The organism is Myxococcales bacterium (assembly GCA_016699535.1).
Classification (GTDB): Bacteria; Myxococcota_A; Polyangia; order Polyangiales.
This window is the reverse complement of sequence record CP064980.1, coordinates 2,549,913-2,571,487: the sequence shown is the minus strand read 5'-3', so window position 1 is coordinate 2,571,487 and position 21,575 is coordinate 2,549,913. Positions and strand designations below refer to the sequence as shown.

Below are 21,575 nucleotides of genomic sequence, written 5' to 3'. Positions count from 1 at the left end.
CCGCCTCTATTTCGTAGAAAACATTAACCAAATTAGACGCCACGACCATCACGTGAGGGGATCAGACCCCATCTTCAAGCGGCAGCGATAAAGAGGCCTCGAAACCAGATTTGACAGCTTTATGTTGCAAAATTGCCAACAAAAACCTTGTCGCCTTCAACACACAAGGGCAAACACTCAAGGCTGGCGCCGTGGCAGGGGCCTAGAACGCACCGGCCATCTTCGGCTTGAAATTGGGCGCCATGGGTTGAGCACAATAGCCGATTGCCCGTGGAATCCCAGAACTGACCGGAGCCGGCATCAAGCGGGATGGGCAAGTGTTTGCATTCGTTCAAATAAGCTCGCAGCTCTCCGCTTTTTGTGCGCAACACGATGGCCGTGTACGGAACAAGATGGGTGGGTTTTCGAGGCAGCGGTACAGAACGGGCTTCGCCTGCTTTGATTTCATGCAGTAAGCATACAAACACCTTATCTTCTTCAATGCTCATCGACTACTGTAACCCTAATACTTCGCTTCTCTTTTGCCCCGCTGCAAATAGATTTCCTGCGCATCAACGGAAATAAGTTTTCGTTCAGGAAAGAGCAGCGCAGTTAGTTTGCCGCCATAGACACATCCCGTATCAAGACCAGTAGCAAAGGGATATTGCTGAAGTCCGCGAATTGCGTCGTGCCCAAAGACCACGTGCTCAGGCCCCGACCACAGCTTAGCCCACGGTTCACAATCGTTGGTGATCTTCTTACTGATACGTCCCTCGCTTAACACGCTTCGCATGGTAATCATTTCAATCCGATCTTGTTTTTCAAGCGGCAAGCCTTGTCTTAATCCTGCATGTACGACAATCGCGTTATGTTCGGGGAGCTTTAAAAACAACGGTTGTGTTTTAAGCCAAGCAATCGCCTCGACACTTAGATTCCTTGCTGCAAGGTGTTGCGAATGACTTGCATGCAAGGAAGGTTTGCCGTGATCGAGCGCATCCCGCACACGCAACACGTGCCAATCGTGATTCCCCAAGACCATCTTTGCCTTGATATCTCGGGCTAGTGCCACGACACCCACTGGATCCGGGCCTTTCCCAACAAGGTCCCCGACAAAAATAACTTCATCGCTCCCTTGCTCAAAAGCGCACTGCTTCAACAATGCTTCTAGTTCAGCACTGCAGCCGTGTACATCTCCAACAATGATAGTTCGCCCGGACATCTATTTCTCCAATAGATATACAATGTTGCGAAAAGATCACCAAACAATAGGAAAAAACATAGGCATGGAATGCGCTTTTGTCATTTACAAATTGGGGTTGAAGGGCGGACTGCCTTTGGCTGGTGTCTCGTAGCTCTGCTCGGAACCATCGCGCTGTCGAATGCGCCAAATCGTTTTGGGCTTGATAGCTCGACCTCGCAACGTAACGCCTCGTACCACGACTGCCGTAGGAAGCTGCATGTGAATGGCTTGGGTAGGGCATACTTTAACACACGCTGCACAATCCCAACACTCACGGTTGTCGCGAATCATGGCTTTATGATTGTCTTTCATGATCATGAGATCACCTGGGCAATCGCGTACGCACATCGCTTCTTCGGCCGTGCCGCAACCATTGCAAATCGTCTCGTCGATAAAGATACCCATCTAGTTTCCGTGCTTTCGAATGACTGCGCCATCGTCTAGAGCCGGCAAATGAATCGTAATCGGAGCTCGAACGACGGGGCGTTCCACAATTGTGGTCTGCCCCTGCGCATCCCGCAGGCTGTTAACGAAGATCATCCAGCGCGCATCGTCACGTTCTGGATAGTCAAGACGCTCTTGATAGCAATGCCAGCGAGTCTCTGTGCGATAAAGCATGTGTTCAACCAAGTTTTGCGCAACGGTGACGCGATCGATCACTTCGTGCGCGTGAAGAAGCTCGTGCGTATCCTTGGCATAGAGCACGGCAAGCTCATCCTCCAAACGCCTAAGGTGCAAGCGCGCAAGCTTTAACTCACCTTCCGAATAACCGTAATCCCGACTGATGCCCCCTGCATACTCGTCCATGATTTTCTGAAGCCGTTCTTCAAGCTCAAAAGGCTCAATGCCGCCAGCGTTGTTGCGAGGCTCCATCACGCGCGCCTGCTCGCTCTTTGCTTCGCTTGCATTCAAAGCAGCAGCTGGTGTATGGCGTGCATGCTCAATCATATCTCGCACTGCGATAACGGCTTCGGCCCAAGCCCCAGGAGCGTATTTTTTAGGGCATCCACCGGTTACATCACCCGCAGCCCAAAGACCTTTCAACGTTGTTTTGCGCTGATCGTCCACCCAAAAACCGCTTAGCCCATGACCTCCGACAACGTGAGGCTCGCCTCCGGTGATCTCCACCGGCGCCATCTCGCCGCCCTGTTTGGCGTAATAAGCTTCATCCGACATGATCATGGCCGCGGCAGGCGCCATCGAAAGATAGGAAGCGATTGTCCACTCCAGACGCTTCGGCTCCACTCCGCGTAAATCAAGATAACAAGGGCCGCGCCCAGCTTGACGTTCTTTTATCGTTGCATAAAGACGGTCCTGAGTCGGCATCTTCGAGCCGCCGAGTTCTTGATAGTACTTATCAAGATAAGCTTCACCGCGTGCGTTGATTTGCTTTGCGCCAAGCCACTGTGCAATCTCGCCGGTCGGCGCAATCGCGTCTTTGATCCGCAAGGGAATAAAGCGAAACTCAAAAGAAGTCATCTCCGCGCCACTGCGAATGCCCATCGCGAGCCCCGCGCCAGTATTGTAGGGCGAATACCACATGCGATGCGCCGCCTTTCCCGGATTAGCAGGGCGGTAGAGGCCAGCGGCGCCACCCGTGCAAAGCAGGACGGCTTTTGCTGCGACGGAAAAAAACTGCCCCGTACGCACATGAAAACCATAGGCCCCCGTCACGCGGCCTTCATGCACGGCTAAACCCGTAACGTTCACGCGATTGATAATCCGCGCACCCGACGCTTCCGCGCGCTTGGCAATAATGGGTTTGATGCGCTCACCGAAAATCTTAATTGAAGCACGGCCTCGCCTTAAGGGCCGACCAAGCTCATCGCGCACAATCGGAAGTCCCCATTGCTCTACGCGATGCACCTGTTCGTTGAGCTCCTTGGCCATGCTGAGCACCAAATCATCACGTACCACGCCATGCGTATCGCGCTGCGTGTAGCGCAAGAACGACTCGGGGGTCTCCCCCGGGTTCAAATAAGCATTGAGCGCGCTAATGCCCGCAGCGAGGCAGCCACTGCGGTAGATGTGTGCCTTTTCAAGCACCACAACTTTTAGATCCGGAGCACGCTCCGCAGCCTCCACGGCAGCCACGCAACCGGCGGCCCCGCCTCCAAGGATCAACAAGTCGCAGTCTATGTGCTCGCTTTGAGTCATTGAACCTTCAGCGAAGACTCCACAAAGTCGTTACTACCTTCTTGATGAACCCAAAGCTTTCGATCAGCGATTTTTCCAGCTTGCACACTCACCACAACGAAAGCACACGGCCACATTAGCTGATTATCAGAAGCAAAGGTGGCGGCGTCTTCCTCTGAAAAGTAAGCACCGGCGTCGCAATGCGAATGATAAATCGCTTTGATCGGCCGGCCGCTCTTTTCCCCTTGCTCAAAAGCACGCGTGGCTCTGAGCTCATTAATTTTAAAATACATCTTCGAAGTTCGCGGAAAAGTTACCGGATCAAGCTTGTGATATTTGTCTGCTTCGTTTTCTTCACGCACCGACGCGTCGATAAGTAGAGGCTCATCGACTGGCCCCACTAGAAAACCGCAACTCTCGCTTGGATAACACTCGAGCGCATGCGCTTCGATTTCATCGAGTACTTTTTTGTCAATACGAAGATTGCCCTTAATCCAGGCTGCTTCACCACTCATAATGCTTCTCCCAACGCATCGGCGCAAAGTAACGGTCACCACGATCACAGGCGATTGTTACAATGCATCCTTGCTTAATCTCTTTAGCGAGCTCTAAAGCACCAAACACATTGGCTCCGCGGAATGGCCCACATGCAGGCCTTCTTCGGCAGCAATGCGGTCCGCCATATCCCAGCCGTCTTCGGTACTCACTCGCATCGTTTCATCTGGCGCGCTGTCATCATAAATCGCCGGCACCATGGATGATTCCATGTGCTTTAGACCTTCAAGACCATGCAAAGCTTCTGAAGGTTGTATGGCAATGCAGCGAATCGCCTTGTTGTATTCACGCAGTCGTTTGCTCACCCCCATAAAGGTGCCAGTCGTGCCAAGGCCAGTAATGAAGTGCGTGAGCTTGGCTCCGAGCTGCTCAGTGAGCTCCAGGCCGGTACCAAGATAGTGCGCTTTGGGATTGGAGGGGTTGGAATATTGATCGGGGTAGAAATAGGCCTCGGGGTTTTGCTCGACCAGTCGTTTGCAATGCACAATCGCGCCATCGGAGCCTTCCATGGGATCGGAAAAGATAAGCTCGGTCCCAAAAGCCTTGGCGATATCCTTGCGAGCCTGCGAGACATTTTCTGGCATCACGAGCGCAACTTTATAACCAAGGGCAGCGCCAAAAATCGAATAGGCCACTCCGGTATTTCCGCTCGTTGCATCGATGAGTGTTCTGTCTTTGCTAAGCCGCCCGTCCGCAATCGCATCACGCATCATCCGCAGAGCAGGGCGGTCTTTAACCGAACCACCGGGATTGCGGTATTCAAGCTTGAGATAAATCTCAACACCCGGCACTTCGGCATCGATATGCCCAAGGCGCACCAAAGGCGTACGGCCGACGGCTTCGGTGATGTCGTTCATGCGACGGGAACGAAATGGATTAATGGACGCAGACATCGTGGTGGCATAGCCGCACTGACGGTGCGGACTACTGACCTCCCGCAATCGCCGGAACAATACTCAGTGAATCGCCGTCTTTAAGTTCAGTACCAAGGTTATCGAGGAAACGAATATCTTCTTCGTTCGCGTAAATGTTCACGAAACGACGCACACCTTTTTCATCGCAAAGTCGGTCTTTGATACCAGGGTAATTTTGCTCAAGGTTCTCAATCACATCTTGAACGGTACTACCCGACGCACTGACTTCGTCTTTTTCTTGGGTCAGATTTCGCAAAGGGGTTGGGATTCTTACAGTAACGTTAGCCATATCATTCTCCTTTAGGATGCAAAGTAGTTATCCAAACTAAAATACCGCTCACCGGTATCGCAAAGCACTGTGATCACGTTTTTGCCAGGGCCAAGCTCGCGCGCTACTTCGGCAGCAATCGCCACATTAGCGCCCGCACTGATGCCCACAAGCAAGCCCTCTTCGAGCGCAAGCTTTTTCTTGGTCTCGTAAGCAAGGCGGTCGGAAACCAAACGCACGTCGTCCACGACATCGCTATCAAAGTTCTCCGGAATAAATCCGGCGCCAATGCCTTGAATCTTAGTCGGACCAGCCTCACCGCCCGACAAGACGGGGCTGCTTTCAGGTTCAACCGCGATAATCTTGCATGAAGGGTAGAGTTTCTTGAACACGCGCCCAACGCCGCTGATTGTGCCGCCAGTCCCCACCGCGGAAACAAAGGCATCGATGCTCTGGTCTTCCATGGCACTGATAATCTCCTGCGCCGTACTCTTTGCATGGCTCTCAGGATTCGCTTCGTTGTCAAACTGCATCGGCATAAAAGCGCCGCGTGTTTTGACAATATCGTGCGCAGCTTCAATTGCGCCCTGCATCACCCGTTCAGCTTGGGTGAGCACAATCTCCGCACCGTAGGCTTCAAGCAGCGCGCGACGCTCAAGCGACATGCTCTCAGGCATGGTCAGCACAAGCTTGTAGCCTTTGACCGCACAAACCACGGCGAGGCCAATACCCGTGTTGCCACTTGTTGGCTCAACTATCGTGGAGCCTTTTTTGATGATACCATCACGCTCTGCTTGCTCGAGCATCGCAAGGCATATCCGGTCTTTAACCGAACCTCCAGGATTGAAATACTCCGTCTTTGCCCAAACCGCTCCTGCTTCAGGGCTCTGCACATGCCTAATATGCATAAGCGGTGAGTTGCCAATAAGCTCAAGCACGCTTTGAACCACCGGAGCTTTCACATGAAGCGCATCAGATGACATAGGTCAGCCTCTTTGGCGAAGTGCGATGCAAACCAAGTTGCTTACCGCGCTCACAAAGTTGAGCAATGCTAATGCCATCAAGACAGGTATCGATGCGTTTGGATAGATCAACAAGCGCCTCTTCAATCACCGGACGTAACGGACTCGAGCCAACTTTCTGTCCTTCACAACCCAGATTAATCGGGCCTTCGACCGCGCGGATAATATCGCCCAACTTGATCTGAGCGGGGTTTTGCGCAAGGCGGTAGCCGCCTTTGGGGCCACGTTTGGATGAAACCAAGCCCACACGCTTTAGATCCTGAAAAATCTGTTCCAAAAATCGGGGAGGTATCGCCTGCCGCTCGGCAATATCCTTGATTTGCAAAGCACTGCCTTCGCCATGAAAAGCCATGTCGAGCACTGCCTCAATCCCATAGCGTCCCTTATTCGAAAGCTTCATACCTCGGCAGACTGAAGCCAAAACCGCCAATTGTCAAGTATCTCTATCGATTAACTCGAGAATACACGACTAAAAAAACTGTCATAAAACTACACGCTTTAACGCCATAGTTGGCATGTTTAACGTATCTTTGATGCCATTTCTGGCATTATGGGATTTGTTCGGGCACAGAGCAGTTGGACTGGGACGTTTTGGGCACAGGATTGATGCAGCGGTACTCCTGGCTGCTTTGCTCTGAAAGAACAAGCTCTGCGGTGCTAAGATAACGCTTCAGGCTTTCCCTAATGCGTCTACTCTGTTCTTGATCGAGGAACAATTTTCCGCCGCGGCGGGTGTAGCTCATGAGGTTATCGGGCACGTCGCTATGTTTTGGGTTGCCGAAAAAGTGGCCAAGTTCGTGGGCCAGAACCGTCGGGCTACTGTAGTTGGCCAGGATCACAAAGTGCTTATTCGTTGCTGAACGTTGATGCCAATGCACTCCGCGGCGCTTTTGAGAAGGGTCATCCACATCTTTTGAATAGGCCACAACAAACAGATTGAGTACGCCTTTTTTTACATATACGCCAAGCGCATCACGGTCATCGCGCGATAGCAAACGACTATGCCGAGCAGGCAAGGTTTTGATAGAAATGAGTTTAAACTTTAGACCATGAGCGCTAAACAAGGCATTGGCCACGGCAATGCGCTGCTCAAGCCATGGCTTATCCGCAACCGCTTTGCCCCCCTCTTGAGCGACGGCCACAGCGACTGGCACAACCGTAAGGTGTTCAGCCAACACCATACTCGAAAAACATAGCCAAAGGAAAAATGTCAGCGCAATTAAAAAACAGTGTTGTCTCATTGTTCGACGTCTCTTAGCCTGCCAAGGCTTTATCATGACTGCCATGTCTGCAAAGAAAAGTTTGCTGTTTTATTTAGGATTAAGCCATGTCATGGTGGCATGCATTCCGTCATCCTCCATGCAACCTGACCATACCCCAGCTGAACAGGATTTTGTCACTGTTCGCAATGAGCACTTTGTTTTAGGGCAAGAGCGCTACGCCTTTGTCGGGGCAAACTATTGGTATGGACCTCATCTTGCCGCGCAGGGCGTTGAGGGTCGCAAGCGTGTGGAGCAGGACCTTGATCAACTACAATCACTTGGCATTCGCAATTTGCGTATCTTGGCAGGAAGTGAAGGGCCATCGGATGCCCCGTGGCGCATTGCGCCAGCCATGCAGGAATCACCGGGTCAGTACAACCAAGCGCTGCTCGAAGGCCTTGATTTTGTCCTTCAGGCACTTGCCAAGCGCGGCATGCACGCTGTTTTATTTCTCACCAACTACTGGTTTTGGTCGGGTGGGCTTGCTCAATACCTCGCCTGGCACGAAGGCTCGAGCATTCCTTATCCTTTTAACGAAGGCCAGGATTGGCAAAGTTTCTCAAATTACACTTCGCGCTTTTTCGAGCATGCACAAGCACAGCAAAGCTTACGCGACCATATCGCCTTCATCATTAATCGTCGTAATACCCTCAGTCATCTTTACTACCGAGATGATCCAGCAATCATGGCGTGGGAACTATGCAACGAAGCGCGTGGCATGAACCAAGCCATGGCGATGCAACGCTGGGTCGATCAAAGCGCGTGCTTCATTAAATCGCTCGACCCAAGGCATTTGGTCACGACGGGCTCCGAAGGAGACTCAGCCGCACCTAAAGCACACGGCCTTGATTTTATAAACGACCATAAGAGCAGCTGCATCGACTACGCCACCATGCATCTATGGGTCGAGAACTGGGGCTGGTTCGATCCAAAAAAGCAGCAAAAGAGTTTCAACTCTGCCAAAAAGCAGGCTCTTCGCTACATCACGCAACACATCGACGGAGCGAAAAAACTTGGCAAACCTATCGTGCTCGAAGAGTTTGGCATCGCTCGAGACTTTGGCAGCTTTGATCCGCAATCGCCAGCGCTCTTGCGCAGTGCTTATTACAGTACCGTGCTTGATGCGATTTACAAAGCAGCGTTTCGTCATCCTCATGTGGGCGGCTCAAATTTTTGGGCTTGGGGCGGCCAAATCTCCCTCGAAAACAACTACGGTGAGCCATGGCAGCCAGAACAAAACTTGAGCGCCGATCCACCTCATGAACCCCAGGGCTGGTACAGTGTATTCAGTCACGAAAAGCAAACCCTTGATGTGCTAAAAAACTATGCCGAGCGCATGACGCGATTGAAATCCTATTAGAGTGCTGTGGCGCTCGAAAGGCATGAGTTTGTCTACACAAACCCACGCCTTTCGACGCTTAATCGAGCCACTGTCGTATTGATCCTACGAACAAGCTTACAACGATTACCGTTCAGACAAACAGCCGTCGTTGCAAGTCCAACACGACTTCAATGGATATATTTTAGGACAGCAAAGCCACCGATCAGAAGCGCTGAAAACAGTACGACCATCAGCTCGAAATACTTATCGATGAAATCACGAATTGGTGGACCAAAGAAGCGAATCAAGCCGCCGACTAAAAAGAAACGGCCGGCACGGCCCACAGCACTGGCTGCGACTAAAACCGCAAAGTTCACATGGAACACACCTGCGGCCACGGTGAACACTTTAAAAGGCAATGGGGTAAAGGCAGCAAGGATAAGCGCCGTCCAGCTGTGCGCATCGTAGAAGTCACGTACTTTGCCAAAGTTCGCGCAACTGAATGATGGAATGTGTTCAAACAAAAAAGCACCACCAGCGTAATCAGGGCAGGCTGAAAAGGTCCCAAGCGCTGCCCAGAGCATCGTACCGATTACCCAACCCATCATCGCGCCAAGAACAGAGCCCACGGTGCAGACTAAGGCGTACCACAACGCTTTTTTGGCCTTGAAAGAGAGAGCGCCATCAAAAGCACATCGGGCGGAATCGGAAAAAGCTCGCTTCAGAAAAAAGCCAACACACCCAAAGCGGGGGTACCGTACTTGCTATCGGCCCAGCTTAGGGTCCAAGCATAGAGGCGTTTTAGCCAAGCAAAAGGTTGACGGTACCAGGGTATGGCAGCTGCATGGTTCATGGCCGCCGGCTGTAGCACTGCTTTTTGAAGCGGTCAACGAAAGCTCGGGTGGGAGTGCACGCCCAAGAGCTTGGTGGTGTCGATGAGAAGCGAAACCATAAGCGAAAACAAATAACGCGCGCTTTTCTGGCTTAGCCCCAATTGGGGACACCGTTCCTGCAGCTCTCGTGCCGCAGCGTCATGCACCGATTTTTTGGCCATATCCAGCGCTTGCAAACGATGCGAATTCCATTGCTCTTCAACCTGCATGAGTTGTGAGACGATGTTAATGTATTCATAAGTAAGCTCAGAGATGCTTGCGCGAGAAATAGCATGATCGCTCAGGCTTTGCCCTGATTCCGTTTGAAGACTTAGACAGATGGTCTCATCACACAATCGCAAGTGCAGACAATGCGCGTCTTGAACTGGAGCTTGCTCGTTCTGACTTTCAAGAAACAGGCTCATCAACGTTTGCCATTCTGCGCGTCTTATTTCAGAAGCATCAGCAAGAAGCTCATCGTCGATTTTCACTAAGTGCATGACTAAATCAAGCCTCTGGATCGTAAGCAAGGTTGGGCAAGAGCCAACGCTCTACCTCTTTGACAGGCATCCTTTGCGCGTTGCATAATCCGCTACTTGATCGCGGTCAATGCTTCCAACCGCAAAATAATGCGCCTTCGGATGGCCAAAATAGACACCGCTAACGCTAGCTGCAGGCAGCATGGCAAAATGTTCGGTGAGCTCAATATTGTATTTCTCTGCTTCGAGCAGTGAAAAGAGTTTTTGCTTTTCGCTGTGGTCGGGACAGGCCGGATAGCCAAAGGCTGGTCGAATGCCGTAGAACTTCTCATCAAGCAATGCTTGCGGCTCGAAGTTCTCTTCGGGGCTATACCAATCTTTACGAGCGCGCTCGTGTGCGTACTCCGCAAAGGCCTCGGCCAAACGATCGGCCAACGACTTGACCATGATAGCTTTGTAGTCATCGTGATCCTTTTGATAGCGGGCCGCAAGCTCATCGGCTCCGAGGCCGGCTGTCACAGCGAACGCGCCTATGTAATCGGGTATGCCGTCTTGCTTGGGCGCCACAAAATCCGCCAAAGAAAAATAAACATCATCGCCAGGCTTGCTTTGCTGCTGCCTAAGCATGCAAAAACGCAACCGCTCTTTAACACGCGTTTCGTCCTCATAGAGCACGATGTCCTGCCCATCGCGGTTCGCCGGAAAAAAGCCGTACACACCGCCCAGATGCAAACTTTGATCTTTGACAATCGTATCGAGCATTTGCCGTCCGTGATCGAACAGTTCCCGAGCAGCTTGTCCGTACTCAGGATGAGTAAGGATTTTGGGATATTTCCCTTTGAGCTGCCACGCCGTAAAGAAAAACGACCAGTCGATGTACGGGATTAACGTCTCCACACTGACATCATCAAAGCTTCGGGTGCCCAAAAAAGCCGGCTTTCTAACGCTCTTCGCATTAAACTCGAGTCTCGCCGCATTCTCGACAGTGGTTATAAAAGGCAGAACAGGCTTGCTGCGTTTTTGCTCATACAAACGCTGCATGCGTGCTTGCTCGATTTTGTTTTTTTCGTCAAAAGCAGCTTTGCGCTCCTCGGACAGAAGATCAGAAAGCACGCTCGTCACAAGCGATGCATCCAGGACGTGAGCAGTCGTTTCCTTGTATTGCGGAGCAATCTTAACAGCAGTGTGCTGCCTGCTTGTCGTCGCGCCGCCAATGAGCAGTGGAACGTGAAAACCTTGCCGCTGCATTTCTTTAGCAACATGAACCATTTCATCGAGTGACGGGGTAATCAAACCACTTAGCCCAATGGCATCTGCATTTTGTTCCTTAGCGGTTTGCAAAATCCGCTCGGCTGGAACCATCACGCCAAGGTCAATGACCTCGTAGTTGTTGCAACCCAAAACAACGCCAACAATGTTTTTGCCAATATCATGCACATCACCCTTGACGGTGGCCATGACGATTTTGCCTTGCGCGTTTCCAGTCTGCTTTTCCTTTTCCATGTAGGGCTGCAAATAAGCTACCGCTTTTTTCATCACGCGCGCGCTTTTCACGACCTGAGGCAAAAACATCTTACCCGCACCAAAAAGCTGACCCACCACTTTCATCCCGTCCATGAGCGGACCTTCAATGACATGAAGTGGTTTGGAAGCTTCTTTTCTGGCTTCCTCGGTGTCCGCTTCGATGTAATCAACGATACCGTGAACCAACGCATGGCTTAGGCGCTCTCGAACATCGCCTTGTCGCCAACTTAAGTCTCGCTCACGCTTCTTACCGCTTCCTTTAACCGTATCGGCAAATTCGACAAGTCGCTCGGTCGCATCCTCACGCCGGCAAAAAAGCACATCTTCAATATGCTCAAGCAAGTCTTTGGGAATATCTTCATACACCACAAGCTGACCGGCATTGACAATGCCCATGTCCATGCCCGCAGCAATCGCGTGATACAAAAAGCTCGCATGCATCGCTTCACGCACGATGTCATTGCCCCGAAAGGAAAAGGACAGATTGCTCACTCCGCCGCTTATCTTAGCTCCCGGACAAGCTTCTTTGATTTTCGGAACGGCCTCAATAAAGTTTTTAGCAAAAGCATTGTGCTCCTCAATGCCCGTAGCAACCGCAAGGATGTTGGGGTCAAAGAAGATATCCTCCGCGTTAAAATCAAGCTCCTCACGTAAAAGCTGATAGGCGCGTTTGCAAATTGAAAGCTTTCGTTCGGCCGTTTCAGCCTGACCTTGCTCATCAAAGGCCATAACCACCACAGCAGCTCCGTAGCGCTGTATCAATGCTGCTTTTTTAAGGAAGTCCTCTTGTCCTTCCTTGAGCGAGATTGAGTTAACGACGCCTTTGCCTTGCAAGCATTTGAGGCCAGCCTCAATCACGCTCCATTTCGAGCTGTCCACCATAATAGGAATGCGCGAAATTTCTGGCTCCGAGGCGATGAGATTCAAAAAGCGCGTCATTTCGCCTTCTGAATCAAGCATGCCCTCATCCATGTTCACATCAAGGATGTTCGCCCCGCCGCGCACTTGCTCCAGCGCCACATCAAGCGCTTCCTGATGCTTTTCTTCTTTGATAAGGCGCTCAAAACGCTTGGAGCCTGTTACGTTGGTGCGCTCACCAATCATCGAAAAGTTCGAGTCGGCCGACAAACGGTAGGGCTCAAGACCACTCAGACGACAAAATTGCGGCTTGGTCTCAGGCAGCGAACGCGGGCTGATGCCGCTCAGCGTCTTGGCAACGGCAGCGATGTGCTCTGGCGTGGTGCCACAGCAGCCACCCACGATGTTGATCAAACCGTCCTTTGCAAATTCTTGAAGTTGAGCAGCCGTTTGTTCTGGGTGCTCATCGTATTCGCCAAAGGCATTGGGAAGTCCAGCGTTTGGATAACAGCTGATGTAGCAATGGGCCAGTTCGCTAAGCTCGGCAATGTAGGGGCGCATATCTTTGGCGCCCAGTGCGCAGTTCACACCCACAGAGAAGGGCTTGGCATGTTCAATCGAGGCCCAGAAGGCTTCAATGGTTTGTCCGGAAAGGGTTCGGCCGCTTCGGTCTGTGATAGTGACCGAGATCATAATCGGCAGCCTTCGGCCTTTTTCTTCAAAACATTCTTGAATGGCAAAAAGCGCAGCTTTGGCATTTAGCGTATCAAAAATCGTCTCAACCAAAAGCAAATCAACGCCGCCATCCATCAAAGCACGCACCTGCTCAAGATAGGCCAGGCGCACTTCATCAAAAGTCACAGCCCGAAAACCAGGATCGTTAACATCCGGCGACAAACTTAGCGTTTTGTTCAAAGGACCCATCGCGCCAGCCACAAAACGTGGTTTATCGGGCGTCTGCTTGCTGAAGCTATCAGCGGCTTCGCGAGCTATTTTGGCCGCCGCCAGGTTGATCTCGATAGCCTTCGTTTGCAACTGATAGTCCGTTTGCACGATCGATGTCGCATTGAAGGTGTTGGTCTCAATGATGTCGGAGCCTGCTTTGAGGAAGGCCTCATGCACCCCGCGCACAATCTTGGGCTGTGTGAGACACAAAAGGTCGTTGTTGCCCTGAAGAGGATGAGCGTGCTCTTCAAACAAGGCGCCGCGGTAGTCGGCTTCGCTTAGTTTGTGTTTTTGGATCATCGTGCCCATCGCACCATCGAGAACCATGATGCGCTGCGCCAATATTGATTTTAAGTGTTTCTCTGTCTGCATTGCGGCGGCACTTTACGGTGCATTGAACCGAAAAGCCACCCGATAACCAGAGAAAACAAGCCGGTTTAGCTCACAACGTGGCCACAGCAGCCGGCGAAACCTTGGTTTGCGCCTTGCTTTGCTGGGCTTTGGCAAGCGGAATGCCTTCAAGGATGGCAACGCATAGCTCTTCGAAACTGAAGCCAAGCCCGGCTGCAATTTTGGGAACCAAACTTGACTCGGAGGTCATGCCCGGCATCGTATTGACTTCAAGCACGTAGGTGTTGCCGCCTTCGGTGACCAAGGTATCCACACGGCTTACGCCGGTTACGCCCAAACAAGCGTTGGCCTTTTCAGCAAGCGCAAGCACACTATCGTAGTGCTCTTGGGATAGCCGCGCTGGGAAATGATACTCGCTTTGACCCGCTTCGTACTTCGCTTTGTAATCGTAAAACTCGCGTTTAGGCTCGATTTCAATCGCCCCAAGAGCTTTGCCATGCAAAACGCCAATGGTGACTTCACGACCAGGAACAAAGCGTTCAACAAGGATTTCGTGATCGAACTTGGCAGCAAGCTCGAGGCTTTCTTTAAGCTCTTCAAGCGTTTGGGCACGAGAGCCGCCTACGCTCGAACCTTGATTATTGGGTTTTACAAAGACAGGAAAAGCAAAGTCTTCGTGTAGTTTCTTATACGAAGCAAGCTGATCGCGACGCACAAGATAGTAGGGCGCCGTAGGAATATTGTGCAGCCTGAAAAGCTCTTTGCTCTTGGCTTTGTTCATGCAAAGGGCGCTCGCAAGGACGCCGGAGCCCGTATAAGGAATACCGCGCAACTCAAGCAGGCCTTGAATGCAGCCATCTTCGCCGTAGGTGCCATGCAAAGCGATAAAGGCCATGTCGATGGTGGTTTTACGCAGAGTGACGTCCACGTCTCGGTCCACAATGATCTTGGAGACAAGATATCCTTGCTTCTTGAGCGCCGCGTAAATAGCTTCACCGGTGCGCAAGGAAATCTCGCGCTCCTCGCTTATACCACCCATCAAAACGCCAATATGTTTATCTTTTAGACTACTCATGAGCTAGCTTTAGCAAGCCGGATGCTAAAAATCTATTTTAGATACTTTTCGAGGTATTTTGTAACTTGACCCTCGACTTGGCCCTTAAAGGCTTTGAGCATGAGGCCGAGTTCGACTTTGACATGCACGTCAGTGTCGCTGATGGCGATGCTGCCTTTGGCGCCACTGCGCTCGAACTTGAGAACATCGCCGTCCCATTGGGTCTGAACCTGGAACTTGTCCTTAAGCATGCCACTGAGGGACTCGGCGGCTTCTCGCGCTTTGTCTTTACCAAGAGTATGAGTTTTACGAATATCGATTGCAGACATGGCAGGACCATAGCCAAAGCGCAAAAGATGTCAATGTTGGCATGTTTTTAACCAAAAACATGCCATTTATGGCAGAAATTTCCAAAAAAACATGCAATTTCAACTTTCGTTGCACAGAACGCCGAGCAGTGATATGAACTCGGCTCATGGCGTCACTCATCGCGTGCGAGGTTTCTGTCCTCGACAAAGCCGACTCAATCAGCAGGGGAACTTGGGAATGGCTGAGTACGCATAACATCGAATCTTTTCTAGATTTTCCCCCAACTATAGGAATTTCAAATGACTTTTACGGAAGCCGCAATTGTGGTCCTACGCCAGGTAGGCCGACCATTGCATTACAAAAAAATCACCGAACTGGCTATCGATAAACATTTACTCTCGCACGTTGGCAAATCGCCCGAAGTGACCATGAGCGCTCGATTGGCCATGATCGCGAAAAAACTTGAAGGAGATCAATCCATCGTGAAAGTAAAACCCGGTGTTTTTGGACTCAAGGAATTTAGCGAAGAAGTCCTGGCCGCAGCCGATAGCGATGGCGACGACGACATTCGTGCTGAGGATATTGAGATCCCAGAAGAAGTGCTCAACAGCGTTTCCGTTTCGCAGGGAGAAGAGGATGAAGACGAGAATCATGAAGAAGCCTCTTCAGGTGCAGGGCTCTTTCCCGAGGAAGACGACGACGATGAGCCAATTTTAGCCGGACTCGATGAAAGCAAGGGCTCCTCCGATCGCAGCTCAAAACGTCGGAAACGACGCCGAAATCGTGGCCCCGAGGGCGCAAACGAGTCGCGATCCGATGAGCAACGACGCCCCCAACAACCGCATCAAGCTCGAAGCCAGCGCTCTGAACCAAGCTTCAAACTCGCTGGCAATTGGGATCGCGAGCCCGAAGATGACGAACTCACCGCAAAAGGCCTCGCCGATGCTGTACTAGCCGTGCTCGATGCCGAAGAACGAGGCATGCGCGATCTTGAATGGGTTGCCGATCGCTTAGTGCGCAAAGGACGCCTGCAAGGTCAAGCCCGAGCCTTGGTGCCGACCGTGGCTGCTGCGTTGCGTGCCGATAATGCTGGACGCCGCGCCGAAGGCAAACGAGCGCGCTTTCGCTTAGCCGGTGAGCGTTTGTGGCTCACCGATTGGCTAATCAGCGCAGAGGCCGTGCGGGTTGAGGAAAACATACGACGCCTCGCGCGAGAACAGCGACAAGAGATTCATAAGCTCTTTCTCAAACAGGTCGCGGCACTTCCCGTGGCTGGCTTTGCTGAACTCGTTGCTTCTTGGCTCAACGCCGAAGGCGTGCACGCAGTTCGCGCTGTACGCAGACCTGGCAGTTCAGCCAGGGAATTGCATTTTGCCGGTGTTCAGCGCATTGGACGCAACGAAACCCATCTTGCCATCGTTGTGCGCCGAGACGGCTCAGACATCGATAAGGGTCTTGTTGAGCAAACCCGCGGCGGACTCCACCACTACGGCAATGCCAGCGCTGCTTGGTTCGTGACCTTGGGTCGAGTGAGCCAAGACGCTCGCGCTGAATCGAACATTGCTGGTACAGCGCCATGTCTCATGTTTGATGGTTATGACTGGACAGATGCGCTAGAGGCTGTCTCTATCGGCCTTGAAAAGAGCAGCGTTATCTTGAGCTTGCCGCAGTTTGATTTGCTCGCAGCTCTCGCTGGCAGCGATACGCTGGACATCCAAGACGGCGGTCCAAAAGACCGAGAACAAGGCGGAGGCGACAATCGAAACCGCATGGGACGAAGTCGTCGTCGCAGAAGAGGTCGTGACCGAAACCGTGATGGCAACGCGTCAACATCAAGTGAAAACGAAACAGACGCTTCACAAGATAACGATGAGTCTTCGGATAGCTCAGAGTCTGCTAAGCAAAGCGCTTCTGCAGACGATAACGGCAGCGCAAAAGATATCGAATCCAAGTCCGAGAAGGCAACCGAGAGCGAAAACAATAGCGAAGCGGAAGCCCAAACGGTAGCTTAGTTCACAAACTGTTGAAGAAGGTAGCGAATCTCGGCCGGACTATCGACGATGAATCGAGCGGCCGTGCTTACGCCTTCCTTAAGTGCACCAACGTGGATGGTGTACGATTCAACAGCTTCGTTTGCTTCCTCGATTGAGTGAATCGCTTCGAAAAGGTCTTCATCGGTTCCGGAGTCGCCCGCTGCGATAATCAAGGTGGGTTTGCTCAAATCAAAATGCTCCGTTACCCCATTCGCAATTTTACCTTTGTGAATTTGCACATCGGCAATTCCAATCGCGTCCTTATCGATTTGAACTTCGCGGTTTTTGTCGGCGGGCTGACCCGTGACTACAAGCGGAAGATTGTTGGCAGCAATAGCTGTTTCGAGTTGTTCTCGCCAGCCATCGGCCCATGCTTCAAGATCACGACCAAGAACCTCCTCGGCTGCTCGGAAATGCAAGACGAGAGAAATGTATTTTTCCTCGATAAGCAAGGCTGGGTATTGCTTGCCCGTGGCTGGATCGGTCCATAACGGAGATGCTCCATCGACGTAAAGAGCAGGATCATTGATGGCGCTTTCGAGGATAGGACGGATCACGCGATCACGCTCTTGTTTAATTTCCTCGATGCGTTCTTCGGGCAAACGAGGGTCAACCACCCACTGACGTGCTTGACCACTCGTCGGGATGTTACTTGAAAGCAAGCCGTGTTCAGCATGAAGACCAATGGGAAGTGATCCGAGCCAGTCCTGAAGGTCAGCTTGACCACGACCACTAACAACATGTGTTTCGCTTGAACGATCGGCCACCTGCGGCAACAAGGCAAGCAACTCTTCGTCAGGCGCTGCGAGTTGCGGCAAAGCTACGATCGGAGCAAGCGTTCCATCGTAATCAAGCAAGAAAATGATTTGCTTACCGCTATCGCCGGCATAGCTCTGCATGTTGGAAGCTAAGGTTTGAAGACCTGGACGATCCAGTGGCGCACCGGAACAACTTTGTTCTGCCAAAACTGCCTGCGCTGTTTCAATGTCGGCTGCAATGTCTTCTGCCAGCGCCCCATCGCCAACTTGCTCTTCAATGAGCATGCGAAGCAACAGATTGAGCACGGTTTGCGTAAAGTCGCGTGATGAGACAACGCCACTTGCTCCTAAGTCAGCAAGCTCACACGGATTCATCTTAGATTCAATATACCTTTGCACAACGCGACGCAGATCAAGAATGCATTGTTCGCCGTTGTTTACGTTCAGGGTTGTTTCCGTTCCTTGAGCAGCACCATCGTCAGTGTGGTGAAAACTAAAACTGATCTGGAAAGAATCTTGCGGCTGGAACAGTCCCTTGAACCAGTTTACCGTCATGTCTACGGTTTCCCTAAGAGGACGACGAAAAATGCCGCTTAGCAAATACGATTTTTCACTATTAAATGAGAAGAAACATCCCGCCGTATCGGCGCTTTGGGCCCAGCCACCACTTCCAATGTCACTGCTTTTGGAAGGCGCACAGCTCACACTGAGCAGTAGCAGTAAGATTAACAGGAGGGACAATACAGGTCTCATAGGCGCCGGACTCCAAAGGTTAACAGGTGCAACACATGCAAGTTCTGCGCCAGGTCTCGAACAACTGAAATCACTTATGTAATTTATTACTAAGGACAAATTACCCCAGATGCACACCCCCCGATGGCTACTGTTGTGGCCATAAGACCTATCCAAAACTAGGCACATCGAGTTGCTCGCCGCCTTTGAGGGCGCTTTGATGGGCGATGAGCCCTGGTACCGTCATCGCGAGTGCATCCGCTAGGGGAATCGCTGCCGTTCGGTGGCTTAGGGTGGCGCTTACGAACTCGTGGATGATGAAAGGGTGAGCGTTGCCATGAGCCGAATGGACGCGTCATGGCTTGGGCAACATATCGGAATTCCAATAATCCGGCATGGTGATGCGTTGCGCACGTCCGCCCCGTGGATGATTGATGGGGCCATGACACCCCTCGTTGGCCATAAGCAGTGTGCCGTTTTCACCAAACCATTGCGCTCGTTCACCGCCCGCTCCGCAAAGCCAGAAGATATTGCAACGCAACGCATGGCCTTTGTCGGTTTGCATGAGCGCTGTTTCGTTCCAATAGTGATTGTTGTAACGGTTCCCTTCTAAAAAGGGATGTTTGTTTCCCCAACCAAGCGCTGAGACTTTACTGATGCGCTCTTTGGTGACGCCAACCAAAAAGCCAATCGCGTGTGTTGGATAGAACATGGGCGGAATACCTTGTCGCCAGCTGGGCTTGCCATCCGGATCCCAAAAGCGCGTTTGTTTGTTCGTAACGAGCTCGGTAAGGCTTCCGCGGTCATGATAGTATTCGGCCTCGGTGTAGAAAAGCTCGCCAAACGTTTTACGCTGATACATTTCACGCGCAAAAATGCAGCCCGCACGATAGTAACTCGTCTCCGCCATCATGTAGGTGAGACCTGTTTTCTTTTGCTTGTCAGTCAACGCTTGGGCTTCGTCCAACGAAAAACACGCTGGCACAGCGCACAATACGTGAAGACCACGATCAAAGCAGGCAAGCACATGCTTCGCGTGTTGTGGGCCTTCCGTGAACAAGGCTACTGCATCGATGTTCTTTTCCTTTTTAAGCAGTTCCTCAAGCGATGGGTAGGGCGTAGCTTTCGTATGAAGACCTTGCAGTCTCTTTAACCGCTCCTCGCGCAAATCACTTACCGCCGTGACTTGAGCGTTGGGATGTAAATGAAAAGGAAATTCAAGACCAAAGTTACCGCCGACCACCCCAATGCGAAGTTTTTTGCTTGAATCCCCACAAGCCACGCCGCTAAGCATGACGCTGCCAGCTGCTGCCACAAAGGCAGCTTGGCCACTGAGCTCTAAGAACTCCCGTCGAGTCTTTTTACTTCCCTGTATCGAGTCCATGTGGGCATGTTCCTACCATTGACGCTTTGTGTCCATTTTCAATCTTCTGAGCTAAAATGCGGAGCATGTCACGCCACGCATCATGGCAACTTCTATACAGCGGATCAGCCGATGAGTTTATCGATGCGCTATGCCGAGAAGCGCTTGAACACAGAGCAGTTCATCATCCCTATTTGCAACGACTGGCTTCCGGTGATTTACCCGACATGGCCTGGGCCGTTCGCGACTACGCCTATCAATATGGTTTTTATGGGCGAGAGTTTATAAGTTATCTTGAAGGCGTCATTGGTAGTTTGGAAAAAGACGCGCATCGAGAACTCATTTATCATAATCTTGAAGAAGAAAAAGGCGATCCTAACAGCAATGAGCTCGCTAAAATCCCACACACGCGCTTGTTCCAAATGTTTCGAGAAGCAGCGGGTGTGAATGAGGCTTTCGACAAAGAGCACCGCCCGGCGCCCACGGTCTTGGTCTGGCGGGATTTGTTTTTGCAAAAATGTCAGTCAAGGCAACCCGGCGTAGCACTTGGCGGCATGGGGATTGGTACCGAGTTCGTCGTGCCAACCATCTACGGTTATATCAACGAAGGGCTAAAGCTGCACAGCTCGCTTAGCGACGATGATCGTTTCTTTTTTGAGCTGCACGCTAAATGCGACGAAGAGCACGCCGATCATTTGATTCAAATCGCCAAAGACCTTGCAGCGGATCGGAGCAACAAACGCGAAGCCATTCGCTTCGGAGCTATCTCGGCTCTGAACCTGCGAGCCGCTGTCTGGGATGTGATGTTGGCGCGGGCCATCACCGCAAAAGATGAGCAGGCTTTGTAGTGGAAACACGCAAACTCTACAATACAGATGCAAGCCGTTGGAAGCGAAAAGAGCCGAATAGTTTATCCGATTTTACTGGAAGGCCAGCCGTTTTCGATTTATGCGGAGATGTCACAGGGCGTTCAGTTTTGGATGCCGGTTGCGGCGAAGGTTACTGCTCACGAGAAATGAGGATACGGGGCGCTTCGCGCGTGCTCGGTATCGAGCTTTCCGAAAAGATGGTGGACCTCGCCAAGGCCCAAGAGCAAGAACAGTCTTTAGGTATCGAGTATCAGCAAGGGGATGTACGCAAGCTTGATCTTCCATCGGAAAGCTTTGATCTCGTACTTGCTGTCTTTGTTTTTAACTACATTAGCACACGCGACATGCAAGTCGCGATGAAAGAAATGCATCGTGTGCTCAAAGGTGGAGGGCAGTTTGTGTTTTCAGTCCCCCATCCATGTTTCGCCTTCATGCGCCAAGAAAAAAGCGCTCCTTTTTACTTTGACATGGAAGGGCGCGGCTATTTTTCAGGCGTGGACTGTCAAAACCAGGGCAAGATTTTTTGCCGGGATGGCACAGAACTTCGTGTCCAAGCCGTGCATAAAACCTTGCAAGACTACTTTGATGCTTTTGAAGCTGTGGGATTTAGGTCTATGCCAGTAGTTAAGGAGCTACGCGTGCTTGATAAACACCTCGAACTCGATCCGGCATTTTTTTCGCCAGTCAAAGACATTCCTCTTCACATGGCATTTCGTTTAGAGAAATAGACC

Annotated in this window: 18 protein-coding genes and 3 pseudogenes; 4 read left to right on the top strand and 17 right to left on the bottom strand. The window is 51.5% G+C overall.

The genetic code is table 11. From position 1 onward, the window contains the following. Positions 1-119: 119 nt before the first annotated feature. The 10 genes and pseudogenes from IPJ88_12195 to IPJ88_12150 form a co-directional block, all read right to left on the bottom strand. Entirely contained in the window at positions 120-488 is a 369-nt protein-coding gene (locus tag IPJ88_12195) for a Rieske 2Fe-2S domain-containing protein (GenBank protein ID QQR88974.1), read from the bottom strand. 14 nt (positions 489-502) lie between these two features. Then, on the bottom strand, positions 503-1,198 hold the full coding sequence (locus IPJ88_12190) for a metallophosphoesterase (protein QQR88973.1): 696 nt from the start codon (positions 1,196-1,198) through the stop codon (positions 503-505). A gap of 84 nt (positions 1,199-1,282) precedes the next feature. Beyond that, on the bottom strand, positions 1,283-1,624 hold the full coding sequence (locus IPJ88_12185) for a 4Fe-4S binding protein (GenBank protein ID QQR88972.1): 342 nt from the start codon (positions 1,622-1,624) through the stop codon (positions 1,283-1,285). Beyond that, on the bottom strand, positions 1,625-3,376 hold the full coding sequence (locus tag IPJ88_12180) for an adenylyl-sulfate reductase subunit alpha (protein QQR88971.1): 1,752 nt from the start codon (positions 3,374-3,376) through the stop codon (positions 1,625-1,627). It lies immediately after the preceding gene. Further along, positions 3,373-3,870, bottom strand: coding sequence for a Mov34/MPN/PAD-1 family protein (locus tag IPJ88_12175; protein QQR88970.1), 498 nt, complete (start codon positions 3,868-3,870; stop codon positions 3,373-3,375). The genes IPJ88_12180 and IPJ88_12175 overlap by 4 nt, the downstream gene beginning before the upstream one ends. Beyond that, positions 3,860-4,803, bottom strand: a pseudogene (locus IPJ88_12170) (PLP-dependent cysteine synthase family protein). The gene IPJ88_12175 and the pseudogene IPJ88_12170 overlap by 11 nt, the downstream one beginning before the upstream one ends. Positions 4,804-4,834: 31 nt before the next feature. Then, entirely contained in the window at positions 4,835-5,113 is a 279-nt protein-coding gene (locus IPJ88_12165) for a MoaD/ThiS family protein (protein ID QQR88969.1), read from the bottom strand. An 11-nt stretch (positions 5,114-5,124) separates the two neighbouring features. Then, positions 5,125-6,075 (bottom strand): cysteine synthase A, encoded by a 951-nt coding sequence (gene cysK / locus IPJ88_12160; GenBank protein QQR88968.1) that lies wholly within the window; start codon positions 6,073-6,075, stop codon positions 5,125-5,127. Next, positions 6,065-6,514 carry an Rrf2 family transcriptional regulator gene (locus IPJ88_12155; protein ID QQR88967.1) on the bottom strand — a complete coding sequence of 150 codons (450 nt, stop codon included), beginning with the start codon at positions 6,512-6,514 and terminating at the stop codon, positions 6,065-6,067. The genes cysK and IPJ88_12155 overlap by 11 nt, the downstream gene beginning before the upstream one ends. A gap of 148 nt (positions 6,515-6,662) precedes the next feature. Continuing rightward, a complete protein-coding gene (locus IPJ88_12150; GenBank protein ID QQR88966.1) occupies positions 6,663-7,295 on the bottom strand; it encodes a hypothetical protein in 633 nt (210 codons plus the stop codon). Between the two features lie 94 nt (positions 7,296-7,389). Here IPJ88_12150 and IPJ88_12145 point away from each other — a divergent pair, with 94 nt between their 5' ends. Continuing rightward, entirely contained in the window at positions 7,390-8,736 is a 1,347-nt protein-coding gene (locus tag IPJ88_12145; protein ID QQR88965.1) for a cellulase family glycosylhydrolase, read from the top strand. Between the two features lie 149 nt (positions 8,737-8,885). On the opposite strand, the pseudogene IPJ88_12140 reads toward IPJ88_12145, so the two are convergent. The 5 genes and pseudogenes from IPJ88_12140 to IPJ88_12120 form a co-directional block, all read right to left on the bottom strand. Next, a pseudogene (locus IPJ88_12140) lies at positions 8,886-9,550 on the bottom strand (DedA family protein). Positions 9,551-9,583: 33 nt separating this feature from the next. Beyond that, positions 9,584-10,069 carry a UPF0262 family protein gene (locus IPJ88_12135; GenBank protein QQR88964.1) on the bottom strand — a complete coding sequence of 162 codons (486 nt, stop codon included), beginning with the start codon at positions 10,067-10,069 and terminating at the stop codon, positions 9,584-9,586. 7 nt (positions 10,070-10,076) lie between these two features. Further along, positions 10,077-13,747: pseudogene (metH, locus tag IPJ88_12130) on the bottom strand (methionine synthase). A 70-nt stretch (positions 13,748-13,817) separates the two neighbouring features. Continuing rightward, positions 13,818-14,801, bottom strand: coding sequence for a D-alanine--D-alanine ligase (locus IPJ88_12125; GenBank protein QQR88963.1), 984 nt, complete (start codon positions 14,799-14,801; stop codon positions 13,818-13,820). Positions 14,802-14,833: 32 nt separating this feature from the next. Then, positions 14,834-15,109, bottom strand: a complete 276-nt coding sequence (locus IPJ88_12120; GenBank protein ID QQR88962.1) for a polyhydroxyalkanoic acid system family protein — start codon at positions 15,107-15,109, stop codon at positions 14,834-14,836. 279 nt (positions 15,110-15,388) lie between these two features. Here IPJ88_12120 and IPJ88_12115 point away from each other — a divergent pair, with 279 nt between their 5' ends. Further along, positions 15,389-17,101, top strand: coding sequence for a restriction endonuclease (locus tag IPJ88_12115; GenBank protein ID QQR88961.1), 1,713 nt, complete (start codon positions 15,389-15,391; stop codon positions 17,099-17,101). Here IPJ88_12115 and IPJ88_12110 read toward each other — a convergent pair. Together IPJ88_12110 and IPJ88_12105 are read right to left on the bottom strand one after the other, a co-directional pair. Continuing rightward, positions 17,098-18,621 carry an HAD-IIB family hydrolase gene (locus IPJ88_12110; protein QQR88960.1) on the bottom strand — a complete coding sequence of 508 codons (1,524 nt, stop codon included), beginning with the start codon at positions 18,619-18,621 and terminating at the stop codon, positions 17,098-17,100. The two genes, IPJ88_12115 and IPJ88_12110, sit on opposite strands and share 4 nt — an antisense overlap. Before the next feature lie 346 nt (positions 18,622-18,967). After that, positions 18,968-19,996 (bottom strand): Gfo/Idh/MocA family oxidoreductase, encoded by a 1,029-nt coding sequence (locus IPJ88_12105; GenBank protein ID QQR88959.1) that lies wholly within the window; start codon positions 19,994-19,996, stop codon positions 18,968-18,970. 65 nt (positions 19,997-20,061) lie between these two features. Here IPJ88_12105 and IPJ88_12100 point away from each other — a divergent pair, with 65 nt between their 5' ends. Both IPJ88_12100 and IPJ88_12095 read left to right on the top strand, forming a co-directional pair. Next, positions 20,062-20,823: an iron-containing redox enzyme family protein gene (locus IPJ88_12100; GenBank protein ID QQR88958.1), complete on the top strand. Its 762-nt coding sequence runs from the start codon at positions 20,062-20,064 to the stop codon at positions 20,821-20,823. After that, on the top strand, positions 20,823-21,572 hold the full coding sequence (locus tag IPJ88_12095; protein QQR88957.1) for a class I SAM-dependent methyltransferase: 750 nt from the start codon (positions 20,823-20,825) through the stop codon (positions 21,570-21,572). Before IPJ88_12100 ends, IPJ88_12095 begins: the two co-directional genes overlap by 1 nt. Positions 21,573-21,575 lie beyond the last annotated feature (3 nt).

Bases quoted from the DNA above. Each gene is read 5' to 3' on its own strand.
- IPJ88_12175 (QQR88970.1), bottom strand. From the start codon at position 3,870: ATGAGTGGTGAAGCAGCCTGGATTAAGGGCAATCTTCGTATTGACAAA.
- IPJ88_12145 (QQR88965.1), top strand. From the start codon at position 7,390: ATGACTGCCATGTCTGCAAAGAAAAGTTTGCTGTTTTATTTAGGATTA.
- IPJ88_12115 (QQR88961.1), top strand. From the start codon at position 15,389: ATGACTTTTACGGAAGCCGCAATTGTGGTCCTACGCCAGGTAGGCCGA.
- IPJ88_12125 (QQR88963.1), bottom strand. From the start codon at position 14,801: ATGAGTAGTCTAAAAGATAAACATATTGGCGTTTTGATGGGTGGTATA.
- IPJ88_12135 (QQR88964.1), bottom strand. From the start codon at position 10,069: ATGCACTTAGTGAAAATCGACGATGAGCTTCTTGCTGATGCTTCTGAA.
- IPJ88_12195 (QQR88974.1), bottom strand. From the start codon at position 488: ATGAGCATTGAAGAAGATAAGGTGTTTGTATGCTTACTGCATGAAATC.
- cysK (QQR88968.1), bottom strand. From the start codon at position 6,075: ATGTCATCTGATGCGCTTCATGTGAAAGCTCCGGTGGTTCAAAGCGTG.
- IPJ88_12120 (QQR88962.1), bottom strand. From the start codon at position 15,109: ATGTCTGCAATCGATATTCGTAAAACTCATACTCTTGGTAAAGACAAA.
- IPJ88_12190 (QQR88973.1), bottom strand. From the start codon at position 1,198: ATGTCCGGGCGAACTATCATTGTTGGAGATGTACACGGCTGCAGTGCT.
- IPJ88_12180 (QQR88971.1), bottom strand. From the start codon at position 3,376: ATGACTCAAAGCGAGCACATAGACTGCGACTTGTTGATCCTTGGAGGC.
- IPJ88_12100 (QQR88958.1), top strand. From the start codon at position 20,062: ATGTCACGCCACGCATCATGGCAACTTCTATACAGCGGATCAGCCGAT.
- IPJ88_12185 (QQR88972.1), bottom strand. From the start codon at position 1,624: ATGGGTATCTTTATCGACGAGACGATTTGCAATGGTTGCGGCACGGCC.
- IPJ88_12150 (QQR88966.1), bottom strand. From the start codon at position 7,295: ATGGTGTTGGCTGAACACCTTACGGTTGTGCCAGTCGCTGTGGCCGTC.
- IPJ88_12105 (QQR88959.1), bottom strand. From the start codon at position 19,996: ATGGACTCGATACAGGGAAGTAAAAAGACTCGACGGGAGTTCTTAGAG.
- IPJ88_12155 (QQR88967.1), bottom strand. From the start codon at position 6,514: ATGAAGCTTTCGAATAAGGGACGCTATGGGATTGAGGCAGTGCTCGAC.
- IPJ88_12165 (QQR88969.1), bottom strand. From the start codon at position 5,113: ATGGCTAACGTTACTGTAAGAATCCCAACCCCTTTGCGAAATCTGACC.